The organism is Bacillus sp. MRMR6, from assembly GCF_001940785.1.
Taxonomy (GTDB): Bacteria; Bacillota; Bacilli; order Bacillales; family Cytobacillaceae; genus Neobacillus.
The window spans coordinates 44,219-64,333 of record NZ_MSLS01000021.1 but is presented as its reverse complement, the minus strand read 5'-3'; the positions used below and the strand labels follow the sequence as shown (position 1 = coordinate 64,333).

Here is a 20,115-nt window from a genome sequence, read left to right as displayed (position 1 = left end):
GAATGCTTCAGAGAAGTTCTGTTGTCAATTCCATAAATATTGAGACAGTCTCCTTTTCATCCATTGTACAGCTTGGAGACTCTCGAATCATTAATGGCTTTTCTCGTGCATTAGCCGTTCAACGGGAAACAGAGATTTTTTTTGATAAAGAAGGCGAATTTTCCTCCTTTCCGATTTTTAGTGAAGCGATTCCTTTACCGCCAATTACTGAAACTATCAATTTTTCATCTCGATCAACAAAACCGTTAATTAAAGTGAATGAAATTGCGATTATAGGTCTTTCTTCGTCTGCAGTCTTACATGTTGGAAATAGTGAATATGTTTCAATGGAAGCTAGGGTAAAGCATATCCGGCAGCTGCTGCCGAAAAATGAAGAACAATAGAAGTATTGTAGGCATATGTTAATAATGGATTAGAAAGAATCGTTACTATAGAAAAGGATGTTTTCAATGCCGGCAATTATTGGCCCATTACAAATCGTTAGTATAGATGGAGGCGTTGTTCATTTTGGGGATACAGTATATATCTCTCCTAAAAGTGCCTCTAAGACAAATGCAGGTTCCGGAGGCTTTAGTACTGGATTATTGAATCTTACCTGGAATGGGTTAAGTGGTACCAATGTACTCGATACCAAACTTGTTGATCAGCCTATTGCAGGAAATAATTAAAAGCGACATAAACCTCTTTGGGGTTATGTCGCTTTACTTTTAGCTGTTATTGATCAAGATCTAACACATGGGAACCATCAAAGAAAACTAAATATCGTTCAGAGACTTTCTTTTTCCAAATTTGTTCTAAGGCCCTTGTATATAAGCTCATTTGCAGCATGTAGCGGTCCTTCAGGATGGTTCTGGCTTCTTCAAAACCGCCTTTGTAACGACCTGTTATTCGATCAGATTTAAAATCAATGAGGATAAGCCCATTTTCATCCTCAAATACACAGTCTATTATCCCTTGGACAAAAACAGATTCATGTTCACCTTGCCATGAAGGGTATACCTCAGAAGCCGGCACGGAAAGGGTAAATGGAACCTCCCTGTTCACCATGTTCGCAGTTCTTAATCTCCGGCCCAAATCTGACAAAAAGAAATTTTCTATTAGGTCTAAATCAACGGCCTCCGCTTGTTCTGCAGTTAATAATTCGTTATGGATCATTGAATTTATTTGTTCTGTGAGTGTATCTAGACTAATCGGGTTCTGCAGTTCAACATGCTGCATAACCATATGCAGTGCAGTCCCCCTTTCAGCAGGACTCAATGCCTTTTCTTGCATAAACTTCGGACGTTTCATAATTGACTTGTTATACTTGGTTACCAATTCAGTACCACTATGTTCATCTGAAATCTCTCGTTGCCGTTTCATTTCTGAAACGGATTGTTTTGAACGATGTTTTGCAGCATCTCCAAAACTATATTCCCAGGTTAAGCGCGATTGAATTTCATCAAAATAGAATGACTTAATTGGAACAGATGCGTTATTCTCCACTCGTTCCATAAAAGGATCTTTTTCCATTTCCTGAACAAGTTGCTGTTTTTCAATCTCCACTCCGCTCAGAATACTTACTTCCCAAGAAGATGAATGACAGTTAATTTCAGAAGGAACCAATATGCTTGGGGCTTTTGCTTTCCATAAACCTTCGCAATCTTGATGCCTGATTATGGCAGGCCCTATCCAATCGATGAAGCTCGCAGCACTAGCTCGGTCATAATCGCTCAATAACCAGTCGGAATTTGAAAGAGCTTCATGCCACTGCTCCAACATTTTTCCCGCATCTTTTAATGTTCCAATTAAATAAAGCTTTTCCTTAGCTCTAGTTAAGGCCACATATAGGACACGCATTTCCTCTGCAAGCATTTCCATTTTCTTTTTTTGTTTAAAGGCAATTTGCGGTAAGGACGGATAGGAGATTCTCTTTTCGGCATTTACATATTTTGCAGCAAATCCGTAATCCTTATCAAGCATATAAGGATTTCGAATATCAGTCATATTAAAGGTCCGAGATAATCCTGCGATAAAGACGACTGGGAATTCCAGGCCTTTACTACTATGGATGGTCATAATTCTAACGACATCCTCCTGCTCTCCAAGGGCTCTTGCAGCCCCAAGGTCATCTCCTCTATCCATCATCCTTTCGACAAAACGTAAGAAGCGGAATAATCCTCGAAATGAAGTTTGTTCATATTGCCTTGCTCTGTCATATAATGCACGTAAATTGGCTTGACGCTGCTTTCCTCCCGGCATACCTCCAACAAAGTCATAAAATTGTGTATCCCTATATATTTGCCAAATTAAATCAGACAAAGATCCTTGCCTTGCAAGCGACCTCCATTCTGCCAAATACCCATAGAAGTTCCGTACTTTTTCATAAACTTCCTCTGTTCCTTCTACTGGTTGATTACGACAATAAGTCTTAACGGCATCCCAGAAAGTTCCTTTGTTTCTCAAACGAATCTTAGCCAACTCTTCTTCGTTCAGCCCCACAATCGGGGATCGTAATACTGAGGCTAACGAAATATCCTGAAATGGATTATCGATGACACGTAATAGCGACATCATGACCGCCACTTCAGTAGCTTCAAAGTATCCAGTTGAAAGGTTAGCATAGGTTGGAATTCCCTGTAGCTTAAATTCCTCCATAAGTTGCGGTGCCCAAGTCATGGATCGGAGCAGAATAACCATATCTCGGTACATAATTGGTCTATAGGTTTTCGTTTTTGAATTATAAACCTGCTTTCCTTCTGCAATTAAAGCCTTGATTTGGGCCGCAATTACTCTAGCTTCCAGCTGTGAATTTTCTAGATCACCTACATTAAACTCATCAGCGTTTCCGGTTGCCATCTCCCCCTCAATTTCTTCTGAGAGCAGTTCCTTGCTGTCATCATTTTTATCAATAAGCATTAGTTTTATTGGATATGGCTCGTTTTCCGGATACGTGGCACCTGGTCTCAGCTCGGCTGCCTCATCGTACAAAATCTCCCCAACTTTGACACCCATAATTTGTTTAAATAGAAAATTTGTTCCTTCGAGTACTTCTTTACGACTCCTAAAGTTCCGCGCCAAATCAATGCGTAAACCAGCTTCATGACCATCCTGCCTAAAGCGATTATATTTACCTAAAAATAAATTAGGCTCAGCTAGTCGAAATCGATAGTAGGGTAAGAATCCAGCGCCTTGCTACATTTCTGCAGTAGGTTTCTAGAAACTCCCCCCCGAACCGTACGTACTCCTCTCAGAGTATACGGCTCTCCACTTACAAACATCTATCTTTATTTATGAATTTCAATATGACATTTTTTGCATACAACCAATGTTTTCCGTTGTTTTGCAATCATCGCCCATTCCCAATATTTCTTTCCTTTAAGATTCTTCACTTTGTTGATATGATGAATCTCAAATTTCGTGTCAGGATGATTATCTCCACATAGTTCACATTGTTGTGCACTTAACCGTTTTTCTAAGTCGTTTCTTCCTTGATATACATAAAGGTTAGGCTTTTCATCAATATCAAATTTGTAGAATTCTTTTTTCTTATCGAATCCGTCTTTATAGAAATATGCTATTTTTTCACCATGCTTTGTTTCGTACTTTACTCCCCAGTCCTTACCTTGCTTGTATTTTACTTTCATCTTACCAACTGTGGATTTGAATTTATTCGCAAGTGTTTTTAAACAACTGTATTCCATAACGTATCGTAATTGCCACATTTTTTGATTGACGTTTTCCGCTAGACAATAAAAATTATATAATCCACGGAGTTCAGCGTTATACGTTTCGATGATTTCTAAGTCAGATAGACCGATTAATGCAGGTCTGTGAAGCATATCCCATTGCTTCGCATCTATTTCTTTGACCATTTTACGATTGATAATCACTTTTTCAATTGTTCCATTAGGAATTCGCAGCTGTACATAGCCACGATATTTTCGCTTGACCACACCATTTTTATCTTTTGCTGCACTTAAGTCATGGCTAATTAAAATGTCATAACCCAAAAATCTTGCAGGATTGGTACTGTGTGTAATCAGCGTTTTTTCTTCCGACATTTCTAGCTGAAGATGTTCTTTTAGAAATTCCCCTACACATTTTTTTAGTTGCTCGCAATCCTCTTTACTGCCATTGACACCGATAATAAAATCATCGGCGTATCTTACGTATTTCATGCTCTTATAGCCTTCATTACTAGGCTCATAATAGGGTAAAGTTAAAAGAAGCTTTTTGTTCTCTTTGTACTCTTTAATTAGAGTCTCACGAAGTCTTTCTTCGGTGGTCTCCTTAATTTTCTTCTTTAATCGTTGATTACGCATATCATATTTCCGGTATTCTGTATTTCGTTTACGTTTCTTAGGAGTTCCGATATCAAAGGATGGTTTCAATTCTTTTTCAATATACGAGTCAAATTCATTCAAATAGATATTCGCTAGTAAAGGACTAATGATCCCGCCTTGTGGTGTTCCACTATAGGTGTTTTCGAATCTCCAATTTTCTACGAAACCTGCTTTTAGGAATTTCCATATAAGCCGAATGAATTTCTCATCGTTAATTCGCTTTCTCAAAATATTGATAAGCGCTTGATGATTAATATTGTCAAAGAATCCTTTAATATCTCCTTCTATGAACCAGTTTACGCCCGAAAATGTATTTTTAACTTCGATTAAAGCGGTGTGACAACTTCTTTTTTCCCGAAACCCATGTGAGTGTTGTGAGAATGTTGGCTCGTAGATAGCTTCTAAAATCATGCGACAAACTTCTTGAACTATTCGATCTGAAAATGTTGGGATTCCTAATGGTCTTGTCTTACCGTTTTTCTTTGGGATATTTATTCTACGGACTGGCTTCGGTTGATAGCTCTCATCTTTTAGTGAGTCAATAATTGCTTTTATCTTTTCCTCACCGAATCCATCAGCTGTTTCATCATCGATTCCTTTTGTTGCACTGCCTTTATTTTTGTATATCTTAGAATAAGCTTTTAGATAGAAATCTTCATTATAAAGATTTCGGTATAAGCGGTCATATTGATAATTTTCTTTCATTGCTTGTTTCGATAGATTGTATAATACAATATCTGAACTTTGCATAGAGCATTTCGCTCCCTTCTTCATTGTTTATACATTGTAAGCTGCTCCCCTTTGCCATGTAATAGGCTTTCCCTATTTCGGACTACTACGGGAGCTCCGTTACCATATTGAATATTCAGTACCTTTGTACATAGCCAGGTGGCATTCCAACTTAGGTAATCCCCATTTAGTATATTGTATATAGGCTGCGATTCGTTGCCGGAAGGAACACTCATCCTTTTTCTCAATCTTGAGACGCGTCCATTCTTTACATTTCAGAAACTAGGTTTGTGCATTAATCTAGTACACTCGCCCATACTTCATCCCTCCATATATAGGATAAAGTAAGAATGGATTCTAGGTTTCAAACGGTTTCCTAGACGGTCAGCATGCCCCCGCTCGGATTGTTCTTCAAGCAGTTTAGCCTTCTTCCTTATACGAATCTTTGATATCTCGCCATTCAGTCGTAACCTTTCCGTTTAGGTTAACTTATGACTTTAACCGACATGCTACACTCCCTCTTTGGTTTCCCGCCAAGATAAGTCGGCTGATATATAAACCGTTTCTGTAGTTTATTCACCGCCCAACGGTGAAATACACAATACCCTTATGGGCGCACTATAGACTGTTTTACATCGCCCACCATAAACAAATTGCCATTTAGCTCGTTTTCCTCTGAGACAAGCTTTAATATCGTCTCTTGGACCATATTTGTGTCTTGATATTCATCTACAAAGACCTCTTTGAAATGCTGACGAAAACCAAGAGCAGCTTCTGATGGAGAAAATTCACCTTGTGAAGTCACTTCACCAGTTAAAATCTCCAAGCAATAATGCTCTAAATCTGCATAATCCACTAGGCCTTTTTCACGTTTTGCTTGCTCAAACCGAATAGAGAAAGCCTGCACAAGGCCAACCAATGTGTCGATTAGTGGATGCATCTCTTTCATGTCACGTAAAAAACTTTCTGGCTTTCTTAAAAAGAGCTCTTCCTTAATATCTTGTAATTTCTTCTTTGCTTTATCGCGAAGCTTTTGAGCTTTTTCAACTAATTCTTTATCGAAATGGTCACCTCTTACTTGTTTTGCTCTGGAAAAGGACCAAATTTGCATCGCGTTATAAAGGGTTGTCCATGAATCCTGGTTAGCTTGAATAAGCGTATCGATAACGTTAAGATCCTCAATAAAGTTTTCGGCTCTCGGTGAAGGACCGTTAGGGAGCCTCGTTACTTCTAATCCCCTTTTAAGCATCTCTCGTACACCTTCAAATTGCAGTTCAATATCATATAATAGTCCCTTAATGAAAGGGAGTTCTTCTACATTTTCCACTGAGGATACATCGTACATTTGAATGATTGATTGCAAGTATCGGTCAGGTAAGGGATTTGATCTGGCGAAGTCATAAATAGAACTTACTATATCCATCAACGCAGCATCACTTCGGTCACTTGTGAAGGAATCAACCAAAGTAAAAAAGCGCTCATTTTCTTTTTTGCCATATTCCTCTTCAAACAATTCACCAATCACTTCGTCTCGAATCAACTGTGCCTCAGTAACATCTGCAATTCGGAAGTTTGGATCAACATCAATTGAATAGTAATAATTTCGGATGACCTCCATGCAGAAGGAGTGGAGAGTTGAAATGGATGCTTTATTTAATAAAGAGAGCTGTTTTCTTAAATGCCTTGACCCGGGATTTGCGTCGATTGCCTTCTCCAAAGCCTCCCCAATTCGATGTCTCATTTCAGCGGCCGATGCGTTTGTAAACGTCACTACTAGGAGCTGATCAACGTTGATTGGATCTTGCTCTGATAAGATTTTTTGAATAATTCTCTCTACTAGGACAGCCGTCTTCCCAGAACCTGCAGCCGCTGCCACTAAAATATCCTGATTTTTTGCTGTAATTGCTTTCCATTGGTCTTCTGTCCAAGTCAAGCCTTCAGGCATTGACGGGATTATGAGCTTACTCAACTTTACCTGCCTCCTCTCGAATTAACTCAAAAATATTTTCATTTGACCGTGGAGATAGGACTCGGTAACGATTCGTTTCAATTGTTTCGTCAAATTGACATACTGATTTATAAGAACAAAACGTACAAGGGCTTTTATCTTTTAATTTAAATGGAGAAATTTCTACATGGCCATCTACAATCGCATCCCCTGTTTTCTGATACAATCTGCGAACATAAGTCTTTAGTGTATCGAATTCATCTAAACTTGCGACTTTTGACTTTTTCGTTAAGTTTCCATCCTTCTTGATTCCAGCAGCAATGATTTGTGAATCACCAGATTCTAGAGTTTGGTCCATTAACCGGATTACATTTTCATTACTCAGCATTAAGCCATTCATTTTAAACTTTTTCATCATCTCTTTTTCGATTTCATCAAGTGTCAGCATTTTTTTTGTGTTAATTAATGGGTTGTGAACATGGAAATAAAGTACCCCTGCAGGGCTAGCCTTCATATTGACTAACTCATCTGAATGTGCAATCACGATATCTAGATAGGTTAGCATCTGAAGAGCAAGTCCATAGTATACCTCACTTAGATTAACGTCCTTTTCGCTTGATTTATAATCAACTACACGTAAATAAACGCCATGATCCTGTGAAACGGCCTGGTCGACCCGATCTATTCGCCCTGCTAGTTCCATTTTTTTCCCGTTTTTCAATGAAAAAGAAAGTGGTGGGAGCTTCCCGTTTCGTCCAAAGCCTAATTCCAACCCAATCGGTGAAAATCCACTTACCTTTGCATGCTCACTTAACACAAGTGAAGCCCTTGTGATAATTTGCTCTAATTTCCGTTTTATATAGTGATGACGCTCCGAACTAAGCAGAATTTCATTTTGCAATTTTGGTGCTAAAGCGCTGACCGCTTCTCTTGACAACTCTTCACATTGTTGCCTTGATAGCTGTGACCATGAAATCTTCTGTTCATTTACAATATCCGAAATATGTTTTAGCGCCGCGTGAAATAATTCCCCAATATCAGGGGCCTCTAGGCGGAAGATCTGCCTTTCACGAAGCTTAAGGCCATGTTGGGCAAAGTGTGAAAATGCGCATCCGTTATATAGTTCCATTCTTGAAACACTAGCTTGAATGGTCTCACCATATAGTTCATCAGCAACTTCCTTAGAAAGACTAACAGTTTGATTCTTATAGAATAGACTGGAGAATATTTTCTCAGCTTGTTTCTTCCAAGTACTTTCTAAATATAAGTTATAGACATCCCACCACAGATCTGATATAGGATAACCCCTCTTTTTCAACAAGAGTTGTCCATTCAAGTAGGAGATCGTCGTTCTGTAATTCGTGATAAAATCCAATTGGTCTATTTCTTTCAACTCCGAAGGGTCTGTCACGTAGATATGCTCTTCTATTTCTGGAAACATGTCTTTCATTCTTTTAATATACGAAGAAGGGATTAGCGCTTTTCCTTCTTCATTACCAAGGGGATAGCTAATATAAAGTGCCTCTGTTGGTATGGTGAAAGCTTTATAGGCAAGAAAATTCTCATCTAGCAAACGCGTCCTGCTACTGGGAGCAATAGAGAGACCTGCAGCTAGCAGCAATTCACGATCTTGGTCCGCAAATATTCCTTCATCTGCTATTTTGGCTGGTAATACACCTTCATTAACACCGACAATAAATGCTGTTTTAATATCTGTCAGCCTTGATTTTTCTAAATCTCCAATCACAACCTGATCGATAGCTGGAGGAATGAGTGAAAAATAAAGAGATTCAAAGCCCGCCTCTAAAATGGATGAAAAAGTTTTAATAGATACTGGTTCGTCACCTAGTATTTCAACATATTGATCTAAAAGATCAATGACAGCATTCCAAACCTGATCATGCTCACGCACTCGGACAAGATTACCTTTCTTTTCAGCCGACTGCTTCCAACTATCAAGTTTCGAGGGTATATCTAACTCTTCTAATAGTAGGTAGATTGCTTCACAAAGTTTACGCCCTGTATCTGCCTTTTTAAGGCGTCTTGATAACCGGAGTATGGGTGCTGTAACCAATAGTCTTAGTTCATTTAGCTGCTGTTCCATTGTCTTTTCAGCATCCGTCTGCACGTTTGTTCCCATTTCTAAACCATTAAAACGCCTGTATATCCACCGGTCCTTTTTAGTCCACTTACTCCCCTTAATCCCATATGCAAGTACATAGTTTTCTAGTAAATCCATCTTCTCACGCATGGTATTCGGGTTTTCATACTGTGGGAATACTAACTCAGTCTTAATGACACGGAAAACAGGTTCATAACTCCAAAACGAGTTAATGGTTTCTAAACAAGATCTAATTAATTCAATCAAGGGATGATTCAGCATCGTTCTTTTTTGGTCGATGAAGTAGGGAATTTGATAATCAGTCAATACAGGCTCCACAATGTCATGATAGTCTGCCCCATTTCTAATCAATAAGGCAATGTCCTTATAACGATAACCCTTTGCCCGAACAAGCTGGCGAATTTCTCTAGCAATCCCCTCAACCTCTGCTCTTCGATTAGCCGCCTGACTAATATGCATAGCTGTTTTCCCTCGATATGGGACTGCTGGGCGTGAGTCAAAATTTGCCTCTAAATGAAAAAGTGAGGGATCAACCCATTTTTTCATTTGGCCTTCTGACAAAATGGGTTCTTCCCTTTCAACTCCTTCGGTCTTTGCTATTTCAGAAATGGCAGATCCAGCCTCATTAGATAATCGAAACAAATCAAGCTCATCAATTGCTGAATCAAATGTTACTTGATTGGTAGTAAGAGCAATAGATACACGTTTACAATTCTTCATTAATTCCTTTATTACTAGATATTCCTGGGGTGTAAAGCTGTAGAAACCATCAATATATATTTCAGCATCCCTAAGATATGCTGAGGATTTAATTTTCTCGGAAAGCAAACGAAAATAATCCTCCGAATCAATGTACTTTCCGAATACTTCCTCTTCAAATTGTTGGTAGATGATGTTTAAATCCTTAAGCTTGTCGATTAAGACTTTAGCTGAGGAATCATTGCGCTCAATAAGGTTTAGGTATTCTTGTGTTAATTCCTCCGGCTTAACGCAATAACGTTTAAATTCGGTAATCATCTGCTCAACTTGCTTCACAAAGCCAGTTTTATCTGCTGCTCTTTGAAACAATTTCAAATGGTCTTTTTGATCTTCGATAATCTTTCGAATTAGCATATTCATTCCCACACTGCTTAAATGATAACGACTAATACCACCCGTTTCCTGAAGGATTCTCCAAGCTAACCGAGAAAAACTATACACTTGGGCACGAATCATTCCGCCAAGCTCAGGATCAGTCGATAAACGATATTCAGATAAAAACGTCATCTGTTCAGGAACAATATATACAATTGGTGCGCCTGCCGGGTTTTCCAAAAGAAGGTCTTTTATTTCAGCTAAAAACATTGACGATTTGCCAGTACCTGACCTTCCCGTCACCACTCTTAATGACATGTTACAACCTCGCTTTCCTTACTCTTGCAATAACTCTGTATCTTTCATTCTATCATATAGTTCAACTTCCATCAGTGGGGTTTTCTTCCTTCCCACTGATGGTTAGTTGAACCACCATAAATGGGAATTTCTACGGCCATAAACACATAAAAAGCACGATTGCTCGTGCTTTTATCTATTGTATTAGAAATGAACATCCATTTCACTTAAGGGCCAATAGCGAAGGTCGACTTTACCTACAACTTGATTGACAGAGATAAATCCAAAGTGGCGGCTGTCCCAGCTTCCGAGTCGATTATCTCCCATTACAAATAATTTTCCGTCGGGCACGATATTTTCTCCCGTTTTTTCTCTTAGACTAAAATCTTCTGTCAGTTTAATTCCCACGATTTCTTGCTTGTAAATTGATAAAAAGGGCTCTTCGTATTTTTTACCATTAATATACAATTGGTCATTCTTATACTCAATCTTATCACCTGGTAAGCCAATTATACGTTTGACAAAATCCTCCTTTTCATTCGCATGAAAAACAATAACGTCAAACCGGTTTAAATCTCCGACTTGATAACCAAGCTTATTAACGACAAGCTTGTTTCCATCTTGAAGTGTTGGCATCATTGACTCGCCTTCTACGACATAATTTGAAAAGAAAAATGTCCGAATAAATGCGAATATAATAAAACCTATTGCAAATGCTTTAATCCATTCTATACCTTCTTTTTTCCATTCAATCTTCATGAAGGCTCCTCCCTTTTTTGAGCTCCATTTCACTCTCTTTTTCCACATTATCGCCTTTTTCAACCCGCTTATTCAATCTTACTTCAATTCTTTTCCCAACATACCAAAGAATGAAAATTACTAGAAAGACAAAAGCCGTGCGATATGGTTGTGTTATTAAAGAATGAAGGTCATAACCAATAAAACTAATAGTAAAAATCATCACCATCTTTCCGATAGACACTGCCAGCATATATTGATAGATATTAATTTTTGAAAGACCTGCCACAATATTAACAACAACTGAAGGTGTGAATGGAAAGCATAATAACAAAAACAGCGGGCCGAAACCATGATCATCAACCCAGTCCATCAACTTTCGAATTTTTGGATGTTTTAGAATAAAGGAGAATGCCCTTTTTCTCCCATACTTCCTAATAAGTAAAAAGAGCAGGAGTGCACCTGTACATGAGCCAACCCATGAATAAAGAAAGCCTAGCCAAAGACCAAAAGCACTCGCATTTGCCATAACAAAAATAAATAAAGGTAAAAAGGGTAAGAAAGCTTCTAACATCGGCAGCAATATTCCTGGTACAGGCCCAAAAGACCGATATCTTTGAATTAACTCCATCATATTCTCAAGGGTAAACCACGCCTTGAATAGTTCGAAATCCATGCGAATGCTCCTTTTATAGTTGCTTATAAGGTTATGCATTAATGAAATAGTTATTGAGCTATAAATTCATGGAAGGCCTTTTTATTTTTTTCAAAATCTAACTCTAAGACGGCTCCTTCCCCTCTAATCTTTGCATCTTGATAGCCATTTTCGATTGGTATTCTAAAAGTTGCAACTGCCCCCCTATCTTTAGAAAAGAAGTCCTTAGCCATAAATAAAATATCTGTAGTATCCATATTTGTATTGATATACGGTGTCACAACCCCAACCAACTTTGGAAGCTTCGGGATGGTTTGAAAACTCGTTAACTGGTCTCCTATTGCCTGCAATGCTTGCTGTTGTCGTTTTACCCTTCCAAAATCGCCGATTGCATCTTGACGGAAGCGAACAAAACCAAGCATATGCTCACCGTCCAATCTTTGGAGCCCGGGTTCGATTGTTACATCTATGTATTTTTCCATTCTTTTTTCGACATTAATTTCTACTCCATTTGGAAAAGCTTCATCAATCAATTGGACAAAGCCTTCAAAGTCAACAATCGCGTAATACTGCATCTCAATATCAAAGTTCTCTTTGATGGTTTTTCTCATAAGCTCAGGACCACCCCTCATAAACGCAGAATTAATCTTATGCCTTCCATGTCCTGGGATACTAACGTAGCTATCCCTCATGATGGATGTCAGCTTATAAGAACCTCTATCCTCATTATAGTGTGCTATCATAATGGTATCTGCCCGTGATTTCTCTTCCCCGCGTGCATCACTTCCCAGTAAAAGAATATTGGTATTTCCAAATTGGTCCTTTTTTCCTTCAAAAGTATAGACCACTTCATTTATATTGGCATTTTCTTGTGTTTGGTTGATTTTCTTTAACGATTGATTTATACCTTGTTTATACTGAAAATAAGAATATCCTGCTGTCGCTACGATTACAATAAGAAACACAAGGAAAACTGTTCTCCAACTTCTTTTTTTTCTATTATGATGCTTTTCTGATCGCATATTGGATCACCCACCTATCTGATATTTCTATCTATATTGACTGCATATATTTTTTTAAAGTTACTACATTATTTCATTTTCCCCAATACTATATCCTTCTATATAAAAAACTTTCTCACATCTAAGCCAATTTTTACAAATAAAAGACGCAACCTTTTTAGGATTGCGTTTTAATTAATTTTTCCGTATGATATATAAGAACATTTGTTCTTGTTATTTTAATAAAAGACAGGGGGACTGATGGAATGACCAGAATTCCTGATGAAGATCGTAATTTAATGGAAAAAGCCATTTATTTGCCGATGGTTCTAATTATTTTAAATCGGGATTTATCTATAATTGAAAAGAGTCCCTTAAAGTTAAAAAGACCCTATCTAGTACTAGTTGAAGATACGATGAAGATAATTCAGAAGGAGTTAGCCGAAGTAAAACAATATATGAAAAAGCACAATCTAAAGGTAATGGAGACAAAACGGGACGACGCCTTCACTATGTATCTGTTTTTATATAAAGGGTATGAAGAAGAGCACAATTACTTTAATCCAAGAATTCGCAATAAAGTACAGGAATTAATGGAGTTTTATTTTCTAAAAAAACACCTGTCCCGTTAGGTGATGATCATTTAGAACAAGTCTTTGCCGTATTTATGCGGGGGTTCTGATGCTTCCAGTGATTTCGATCTCTGAAGCATATAATAAGATTTCCTTTCATTATATTCAATTCTTTGCATTAACGTAGTTCTTAAGTGGGACGTTCTTTGTATCTGATTGTTAATTGAGTTGAAGGAAATAGGGAATTGATAAGTTTGTTTATTATGAAAAGTGATTAATGTTTCTTGAGGACTTACTCTGGAATAGTCTATTACATGTTCATGAGAGATCCAGATACATTCTTGCCGATTTGGTGATTGTGTTGGAAAGAAAAAGATGCGGTTTGTTGGATCAATAGCGATTGGAATTTTATGCGTTGTACCTATTAACAGTTTTGTTCCTTTTTTTCTGCCCTCATAGTCACAGCCAAAGTAATCGCAACTATTTTTTATAATATCAAGCGGTTTAAAAGGTGATAAAAAAACATCCTCCACTTCAAAAATTTCCGAATACGTTTTACTGCCATACGTAACAGGTTTGATAAACATCGTACATGGATTTACCTCATACTCTTCAATTTGTCTCTGCTTCAATCTTTTCAACTCCAATAACATAAATTTTACCATAATAATCATATCATTAATTTTAAAATGCAGGTCAATTTTTTAAATTGTTACGAAATATTTCACAAATTATCAATGAAATAATTTATCAGAAAATTTTAAAAACTCATTGATATTATTAGAAAATTCCCATATAATATTAAAAAGCATCAGAGGTGATTTTCGGTGAATGAAAAATCATACACGGAATTAATGAAGATTGGTGCCATGAAACGTCAAAAGCAAGAGAACTATGTCCAGGATTTGTACATCGAAATGCTTTTATCTGAAATCCAACTGACTGTGGAGAAGGAAAAATTATTAACGAATATTGACTCAGCCATTGACCGCCAAGATAAAAAATCTTTTTACACACTATCCAAACAGCTCAATGAACTAAATAAAAGATTTGGATCATAAGAAAGCGAAAGCGGCACGTTTTGTGGCGTATGATTTAAGCTAAACCGTCTCCTTCAGACGGTTTTTTCTTTTTCAATTATTTCACTTTTCTAGTTAAATGACTACACCTTCCTAAATTGACCGCAATAAGATATACAGATGAGAATTTATGTGTACTCTGTTTTAATTGTGGAAGGGGAAATGGTATGGATACGGTTATATTTCTAGAGACTCAGAAAGCAGGTTCCAGCAGGGAAGCAATTAAAGCTGCGGAGCGTATGGGCTATTATACGGTTTTGTTTACTAACCGAGCTAGTTTTAAAGAAAAACGGGGAGATTTTTCTGATGTCCACTTACTTAGATACCTAGATTTATCGGACGTAGAGCTGATTAGGGACGAAATTAACCGACTGATCCTCAATGGACTTACTGTTAAAGGAATCGTAAGCTTCGTGGATCCATATGTCTATACCTCCTGTTTACTTGCAGAAGAATTAGGAATTAATCATTTCACAACTGAAAGTATTAAACATATGCAAAGTAAAATTACATCGAGAGGAACACTTGCAGGAACCGCTTACTCACCTACTTATTCAATTCTAGAACCAGATATGGACTTGAATTCCTTAAAGGAAGAACTAGATACTTGGCCTCTTCCCATTGTAAAATCACCATACTCCACGGGATCGAAGGACGTTTTCTGCCCAACAAATATGGATGAACTTAGATTATTTATTAAAAAACTTAGAAAGAGGAATCCTTCTAGTTCCATCCTGTTAGAAGAATATTTAAACGGTCCTCAATATTTGGTTGAGGCCGTTGTGCAAAATGGCCAGCTTAAAATCATTGCTGTTTTCGAGCAGGAAATTAACTTTAAGGAACGGTTTATTATCACCGGCTATAGCCTAAAACATAACTTAAACAAAGGATTTTTTCACCATATGGAGCAGGCAGTGGATGAGATCATAAAGTTGCATAGATTTAAAGATGGTGCATGTCATTTAGAGCTGCGCTATTGTAACAAACAGTGGAAATTGATCGAGATTAATCCTAGAATCTCCGGTGGTGCGATGAACCGGATGATTGAGATAGGCCTAGGAATTAACTTAATTGAAGAAGAATTAAAAATGGCAATGGGGATCACTCCAGATTTCACCCTCAAACATGAGAAACCAGTGTTTACTCAATATGTAACGGTTGACTCAATAGGGACCCTTTTAAAGGTAACTGGCAAGAACAAAGCGCTGGCTTCCCAAGGTGTTGAGGAAGTATATGTAAAACCGAAAAAAGGTGCTCTTCTTCAGCCCCCTAGGTCTATGGGCCACCGTTATGCCTATGTCATAGCCACAGGTGAAACAGAAAAAGAAGCAAAGCAAAATGCCAAGGCAGCCGCCTCACATCTAAGATTTTACATGGAATAAAGCGATTAAGATCTTTTTGGCACATACAACAATAAAAAAGCAATCAGGTGCAGCACCTGATTGCTTTTTTATTCGACTAGATAATATTCTTTTAAATATTTGACTGTATCAAACATATTCAGACGGCTGGCTCCCTTAATCAAAATGGTTGTGCCTGGTTCTATATGCTTGATTAACTCCTTATGAAAATCATCTCTTGTATAATTGGGGTAATGAATAATTCTATTAGATGGAAAGCCTGCCTCTTCCGCCCCAATTCCATATTCATCAGCAGTGTTTCCATAAGTAAACAGCCAATCGACTTTTTGTGCAGCAATAAATGTACCAATCTCCCTGTGTGCCTGAGTCATTTGGTCACCTAACTCCGGCATTCTGCCAAACACTACGATATTACGCTTCTGACCAACACTTGAAAGGACCTCTAATGCCGCTTTCATTGCAGCTGGATGTGCATGCACGGTATCATCTATAACGGTTATTCCATCTTTTAAGTGATTCATTACTAATCTTCTGCTCGTTATTTTTGTATGCTCTAGTCCTTTGTACATGTCTCGACTGCTAAAGCCTAGCAAATCTGCTACTGCAATCGCAAATAGTGCATTATAAACATTGTGCTTTCCAAATACAGGGATGAAAAATCGGCAGTCTTTCCCATGTAGTTTAATCGTAAATTCCATGCCTTTCTCTACATATTCCACTCGATTTGCCTGATAATCTGCCTTACAGTCAATTCCAACCGTTACAATTTTCCCCTTGAAAGTTTTTGTTTCTAATAAGTTTGAGTTTTCGTCATCTGCATTAAGAAACAGATACCCATCTTGTTTCATCCCATGAATGATTTCTGATTTTGCCGTGGCAATGCCTTTAATAGCTCCACCAAAGTTACCCACATGTGCCATACCGATATTTGTAATAACAGAGATACTTGGTTGAATGATTTGACAATGATTACGGATTACCCCCGAATAGGCCATGCCATATTCAAGGACAGCAGCCCGATGAATCGGTAAAATCATGTCCTTATGCTTCTGTGTGTGTTCTGTCGTATTCCAATAATCCTTTGTTTCAAAAACAACCCATTTCGTTCGCAAAATCGCCGCAATCATTACCTTCGTTGTAGTCTTTCCCGCACTTCCCGTTACTGCAATTGTGGGCCTATCCGTCTTTGTTCTATTAAACAAATCTCCCACTCCCTAATTGTTGACTTTACTTTTCTTAGCTAAAAACATCGCATATTCGATCATATTTTTGACCACATCTAACTCAAGATAAAATGCCGGTGGACAGCCTGGTCTCCAGTTTACCTCAAATATCCATATCTTTCCGAATTCATCAAGAGCAACATCCATTCCTAATTCGTCAATGGTTTCTCCAAATTTAACCTGCTGAAGCTCGTCGAGATGGTTTGCTAAGGAGAGCGCAAACTGTTCAAGATACCTTTTAATGTCATAATAGTCCTCGTCAAATTCCTGTTTTAGAAAAGGTTCTAAATAATTCGTTGCTCCTCCATTATTAATATTAGCAACTATACTACCTGTAGGGCCAATTCTTGGATATATTGCTGTGATAACCCAATTACCTTCCCCATTTTTCTGAACATGAAGCCGAAAATCAAACGCGTGCCCCGACTTAGTTTGACAAGAAATAAATGGTTGTACAATATACTGCTCTTCCCTTAACTTAATAGATACAAAGTCTCTAAGTTCTTTTGTTGACCAGAATTGTTCATCAGTACCTTGTAAGACTTTGTAGTGATCTTGAAAACTTTCAACCAGAACAATCCCTTTCCCTTTGCGGCCATTTAGCGGCTTGAATATGATTTTGTGATAATCATATAAAAACTCAAAAAAGTGCCTTGGCAAGGTTACAACTTCAGTTGGAATTAGATAACTAGCAAAGTCCCCGGCCTCCTTTAATCTTTCATAAATGGACTGTTTATTGCCGATTGAATGGGTTGTAAATGGAATTTTCCTCTGTTTCAATTGATTAATAATATTTGCAGAGGGGAGAAGCTTTTCTGGGCTCCCTGTATTATAAATAACGTCCGGGAAACGGACTTCCTTTTCTATCCAACCGCCGTTTTCATACATAAAACCCTTGATGGTCTCTTTTTCAAAATTTACACCTTTAGGTGCAAAATAAATCATTTCTGCACCTTCCGCTTTTGCAACCACTGCATAAGCGTATGCTTTTATCACGGTACGAGGGTCTTTTCGATGGTGAAGCATGCCAATTAGCATCATGAAAATTCTATCCTCCCAGTGTAGTCTAGTGAGTACTCTAATAAATAAAGAATCCTAAGTACAGTGTATTCTTATAGCTTCTTAGAGTAATAGGCAGTAACCCAAAAGGCTGCTTTTTTCCGTTTACTGCCCTTTCAGCTTGTTAATCAATACTGCTAAGGATTTGTCATACATCGAGGCTTTGATTAGTAGTGCTGTATCTTCTTGAAGTATAGGGAGCAGAATCCTTTCAATTTCAGCGACCGTCTTACAGGAATACACCGGCCCTATCATTTGATTTTCCACCGCGCCTTTAGCGATTTCATTGGCCATTTCCCCATAGGTAATTAATACATCAGCTCCCATTGTTGCTGCCCTTTTTCCCATTTCATGATGATAATAGCTTGAATCCTCCCCCAATAAGGCAACTGTACCTATTAATACAATTTTCTTCTTATTTTTAGAAATGTTTGGCAGTGCTGTTAAAGCAGCTTCCATTGAAGTTGGGTTTGAACTCCAAGTATCGTCGATGATGGTAGCTTTATTGAACCCTGTTGATACTTCGAGATGTGCTTTGATGTTTGTAAAAGCAGCCAGCCGCACTGCTGCATCCTCGATACTCATTCCTATCTGCTGGACAGCTGCAATTGCACTTATTGCATTATAAACTTGATGCTCACCATATCCTGGGACATAAATTATAGATTTCTTTTCATTCACTATTAATGTAAATTTCATTCCTGCATCGACATATTCTATATCTTCCGCCTTATAGTCGGCTGATTGATGAATACCAAAATAAACAATCCTGCCCTTAAAGTCCTCTAATGAAATGGTTGCTGTCTTTTCGTCATCTGCATTAAGGAGTAATGTTCCTTGATAATTTAATCCTTTAATAATCTCTCCTTTTGCTTTTATATAGTTATCAATACTGCCACACTGTTTGAGATGATCAATTCCTATATTCGTAATCATTCCAATCGTTGGTTTAAAGTATCTACAGTGAAATTCCAGTAAGCCCGGCCAACCAACAGGGGTCTCAAATACCGCAACATCCGTATCCTTGGTTATTTCAGTTAAGTAGCGTAAATTGATATAAAAGGAATTATTACTTCCCCTTGTTGCTTGAACCTTGTATTTGTCATTTAGGATATGTTTGATCATCTCCTTCGTTGTGGTCTTGCCACATGTACCAGTTATTGCAAATACTGGGATATCAAATTGGTCACGATAATAATTTACAAACTGCCAATAAGATTTCTGCATGTCGGTGACTTCAATATAGGTACATTTTGGAATGATCCGCTCTAGTTGTTTCCCCTTTTCGTAAACGATGCTGCAGGGGGCAAACTTCTCTATCCTGTCCCAATCTATTTGTTCGCGCCGATCATATAAAAAAACTAGTGAATGCTCTGTTTTTACATACATCGTTCGGTCAACAATTGAGTGAATAAGAAACTCTTCATTGCCCTTAGTCACCTGACCATTAATAATATTGCAAAGAACCTTGCAGTTTATTAACTTTGGCATCCTCCTTTTCCTAACACAGGTAATACCTCTAAATTGAGAAAAAATCACAAACCCAGATTCTAAAAATAATTTTACCGACTGTGGTTTGCAGTAACCCTTAATTATCTTAACTTCCAGACTCTCTGCAAATTCTAGTACGTAAAGAAATAAATCACGGAATATCCCTTGCCCTCTCTGATCCTCCGTAATAAAGCCTGTGCGAATTAGTGCTGAATTCTTAATCACTTCACAAGCCAATAAGCCTATCACTCTTCCATTTTCTTTAGCACAAAACCACGAAGTATTTTCTGTATCATAAAACTGCAGACCCGCTTTTCTTACCTCTTGGCCAAGCGGTACTAACTCTTGAAAAGAAATCCTGTCTAGTAATACAGCCAATTCCCTGCCCCCCTAACGAAATTACCCGTCCACTCCATCCTATGAACGACATGCAAAAAGTGA

At 37.9% G+C, this 20,115-nt stretch carries 15 protein-coding genes and 1 pseudogene; 5 read left to right on the top strand and 11 right to left on the bottom strand.

Annotated elements, in window-relative coordinates; translation table 11 throughout:
- Positions 1–2 precede the first annotated feature (2 nt).
- On the top strand, positions 3–383 hold the full coding sequence (locus BTR25_RS17920) for a spore germination protein GerPE (RefSeq protein WP_075689410.1): 381 nt from the start codon (positions 3–5) through the stop codon (positions 381–383).
- 66 nt (positions 384–449) lie between these two features.
- Complete coding sequence (locus BTR25_RS17915) at positions 450–668, top strand: spore germination protein (RefSeq protein ID WP_075689409.1); 219 nt, start codon at positions 450–452, stop codon at positions 666–668.
- 46 nt (positions 669–714) lie between these two features.
- On the opposite strand, the pseudogene addA reads toward BTR25_RS17915, so the two are convergent.
- From addA to BTR25_RS17875, 7 genes and pseudogenes are all read right to left on the bottom strand, one after another.
- Positions 715–3,150: pseudogene (gene addA, locus BTR25_RS17910) on the bottom strand (helicase-exonuclease AddAB subunit AddA); the annotation flags it as partial.
- Positions 3,151–3,266: 116 nt separating this feature from the next.
- Complete coding sequence (ltrA, locus tag BTR25_RS17905; protein ID WP_075689442.1) at positions 3,267–5,075, bottom strand: group II intron reverse transcriptase/maturase; 1,809 nt, start codon at positions 5,073–5,075, stop codon at positions 3,267–3,269.
- Between the two features lie 586 nt (positions 5,076–5,661).
- On the bottom strand, positions 5,662–7,023 hold the full coding sequence (locus BTR25_RS17895) for a UvrD-helicase domain-containing protein (RefSeq protein WP_483295267.1): 1,362 nt from the start codon (positions 7,021–7,023) through the stop codon (positions 5,662–5,664).
- Positions 7,016–10,516 carry a helicase-exonuclease AddAB subunit AddB gene (gene addB / locus BTR25_RS17890; RefSeq protein WP_075689406.1) on the bottom strand — a complete coding sequence of 1,167 codons (3,501 nt, stop codon included), beginning with the start codon at positions 10,514–10,516 and terminating at the stop codon, positions 7,016–7,018. Before addB ends, BTR25_RS17895 begins: the two co-directional genes overlap by 8 nt.
- Positions 10,517–10,699: 183 nt before the next feature.
- Entirely contained in the window at positions 10,700–11,254 is a 555-nt protein-coding gene (gene lepB / locus BTR25_RS17885; protein WP_075689405.1) for a signal peptidase I, read from the bottom strand.
- Positions 11,244–11,909 carry a TVP38/TMEM64 family protein gene (locus BTR25_RS17880; protein ID WP_075689404.1) on the bottom strand — a complete coding sequence of 222 codons (666 nt, stop codon included), beginning with the start codon at positions 11,907–11,909 and terminating at the stop codon, positions 11,244–11,246. Before BTR25_RS17880 ends, lepB begins: the two co-directional genes overlap by 11 nt.
- 50 nt (positions 11,910–11,959) lie before the next feature.
- Positions 11,960–12,910 (bottom strand): LCP family protein, encoded by a 951-nt coding sequence (locus tag BTR25_RS17875; RefSeq protein ID WP_075689403.1) that lies wholly within the window; start codon positions 12,908–12,910, stop codon positions 11,960–11,962.
- Between the two features lie 245 nt (positions 12,911–13,155).
- On the opposite strand from BTR25_RS17875, the gene BTR25_RS17870 reads away from it, so the two are divergent.
- On the top strand, positions 13,156–13,521 hold the full coding sequence (locus BTR25_RS17870) for a YhjD family protein (protein ID WP_075689402.1): 366 nt from the start codon (positions 13,156–13,158) through the stop codon (positions 13,519–13,521).
- A gap of 11 nt (positions 13,522–13,532) precedes the next feature.
- Here BTR25_RS17870 and BTR25_RS17865 read toward each other — a convergent pair whose 3' ends face one another.
- On the bottom strand, positions 13,533–14,093 hold the full coding sequence (locus BTR25_RS17865) for a competence protein ComK (protein WP_254842744.1): 561 nt from the start codon (positions 14,091–14,093) through the stop codon (positions 13,533–13,535).
- A gap of 195 nt (positions 14,094–14,288) precedes the next feature.
- On the opposite strand from BTR25_RS17865, the gene BTR25_RS17860 reads away from it, so the two are divergent.
- Together BTR25_RS17860 and BTR25_RS17855 are read left to right on the top strand one after the other, a co-directional pair.
- The gene (locus BTR25_RS17860; RefSeq protein WP_075689401.1) at positions 14,289–14,522 is read left to right on the top strand and encodes an IDEAL domain-containing protein; all 234 of its coding nucleotides are present in this window, start codon (positions 14,289–14,291) and stop codon (positions 14,520–14,522) included.
- A gap of 185 nt (positions 14,523–14,707) precedes the next feature.
- Positions 14,708–15,922, top strand: coding sequence for an ATP-grasp domain-containing protein (locus BTR25_RS17855; RefSeq protein ID WP_075689400.1), 1,215 nt, complete (start codon positions 14,708–14,710; stop codon positions 15,920–15,922).
- Between the two features lie 68 nt (positions 15,923–15,990).
- Here BTR25_RS17855 and BTR25_RS27985 read toward each other — a convergent pair whose 3' ends face one another.
- From BTR25_RS27985 to BTR25_RS17840, 3 genes are all read right to left on the bottom strand, one after another.
- Positions 15,991–17,103 (bottom strand): UDP-N-acetylmuramoyl-tripeptide--D-alanyl-D-alanine ligase, encoded by a 1,113-nt coding sequence (locus BTR25_RS27985; RefSeq protein ID WP_075689399.1) that lies wholly within the window; start codon positions 17,101–17,103, stop codon positions 15,991–15,993.
- Between the two features lie 12 nt (positions 17,104–17,115).
- Positions 17,116–18,165 (bottom strand): YheC/YheD family endospore coat-associated protein, encoded by a 1,050-nt coding sequence (locus BTR25_RS27980; RefSeq protein ID WP_075689398.1) that lies wholly within the window; start codon positions 18,163–18,165, stop codon positions 17,116–17,118.
- Positions 18,166–18,288: 123 nt separating this feature from the next.
- Entirely contained in the window at positions 18,289–20,052 is a 1,764-nt protein-coding gene (locus tag BTR25_RS17840; RefSeq protein ID WP_083652447.1) for a UDP-N-acetylmuramoyl-tripeptide--D-alanyl-D-alanine ligase, read from the bottom strand.
- Between the last annotated feature and the right edge of the window lie 63 nt (positions 20,053–20,115).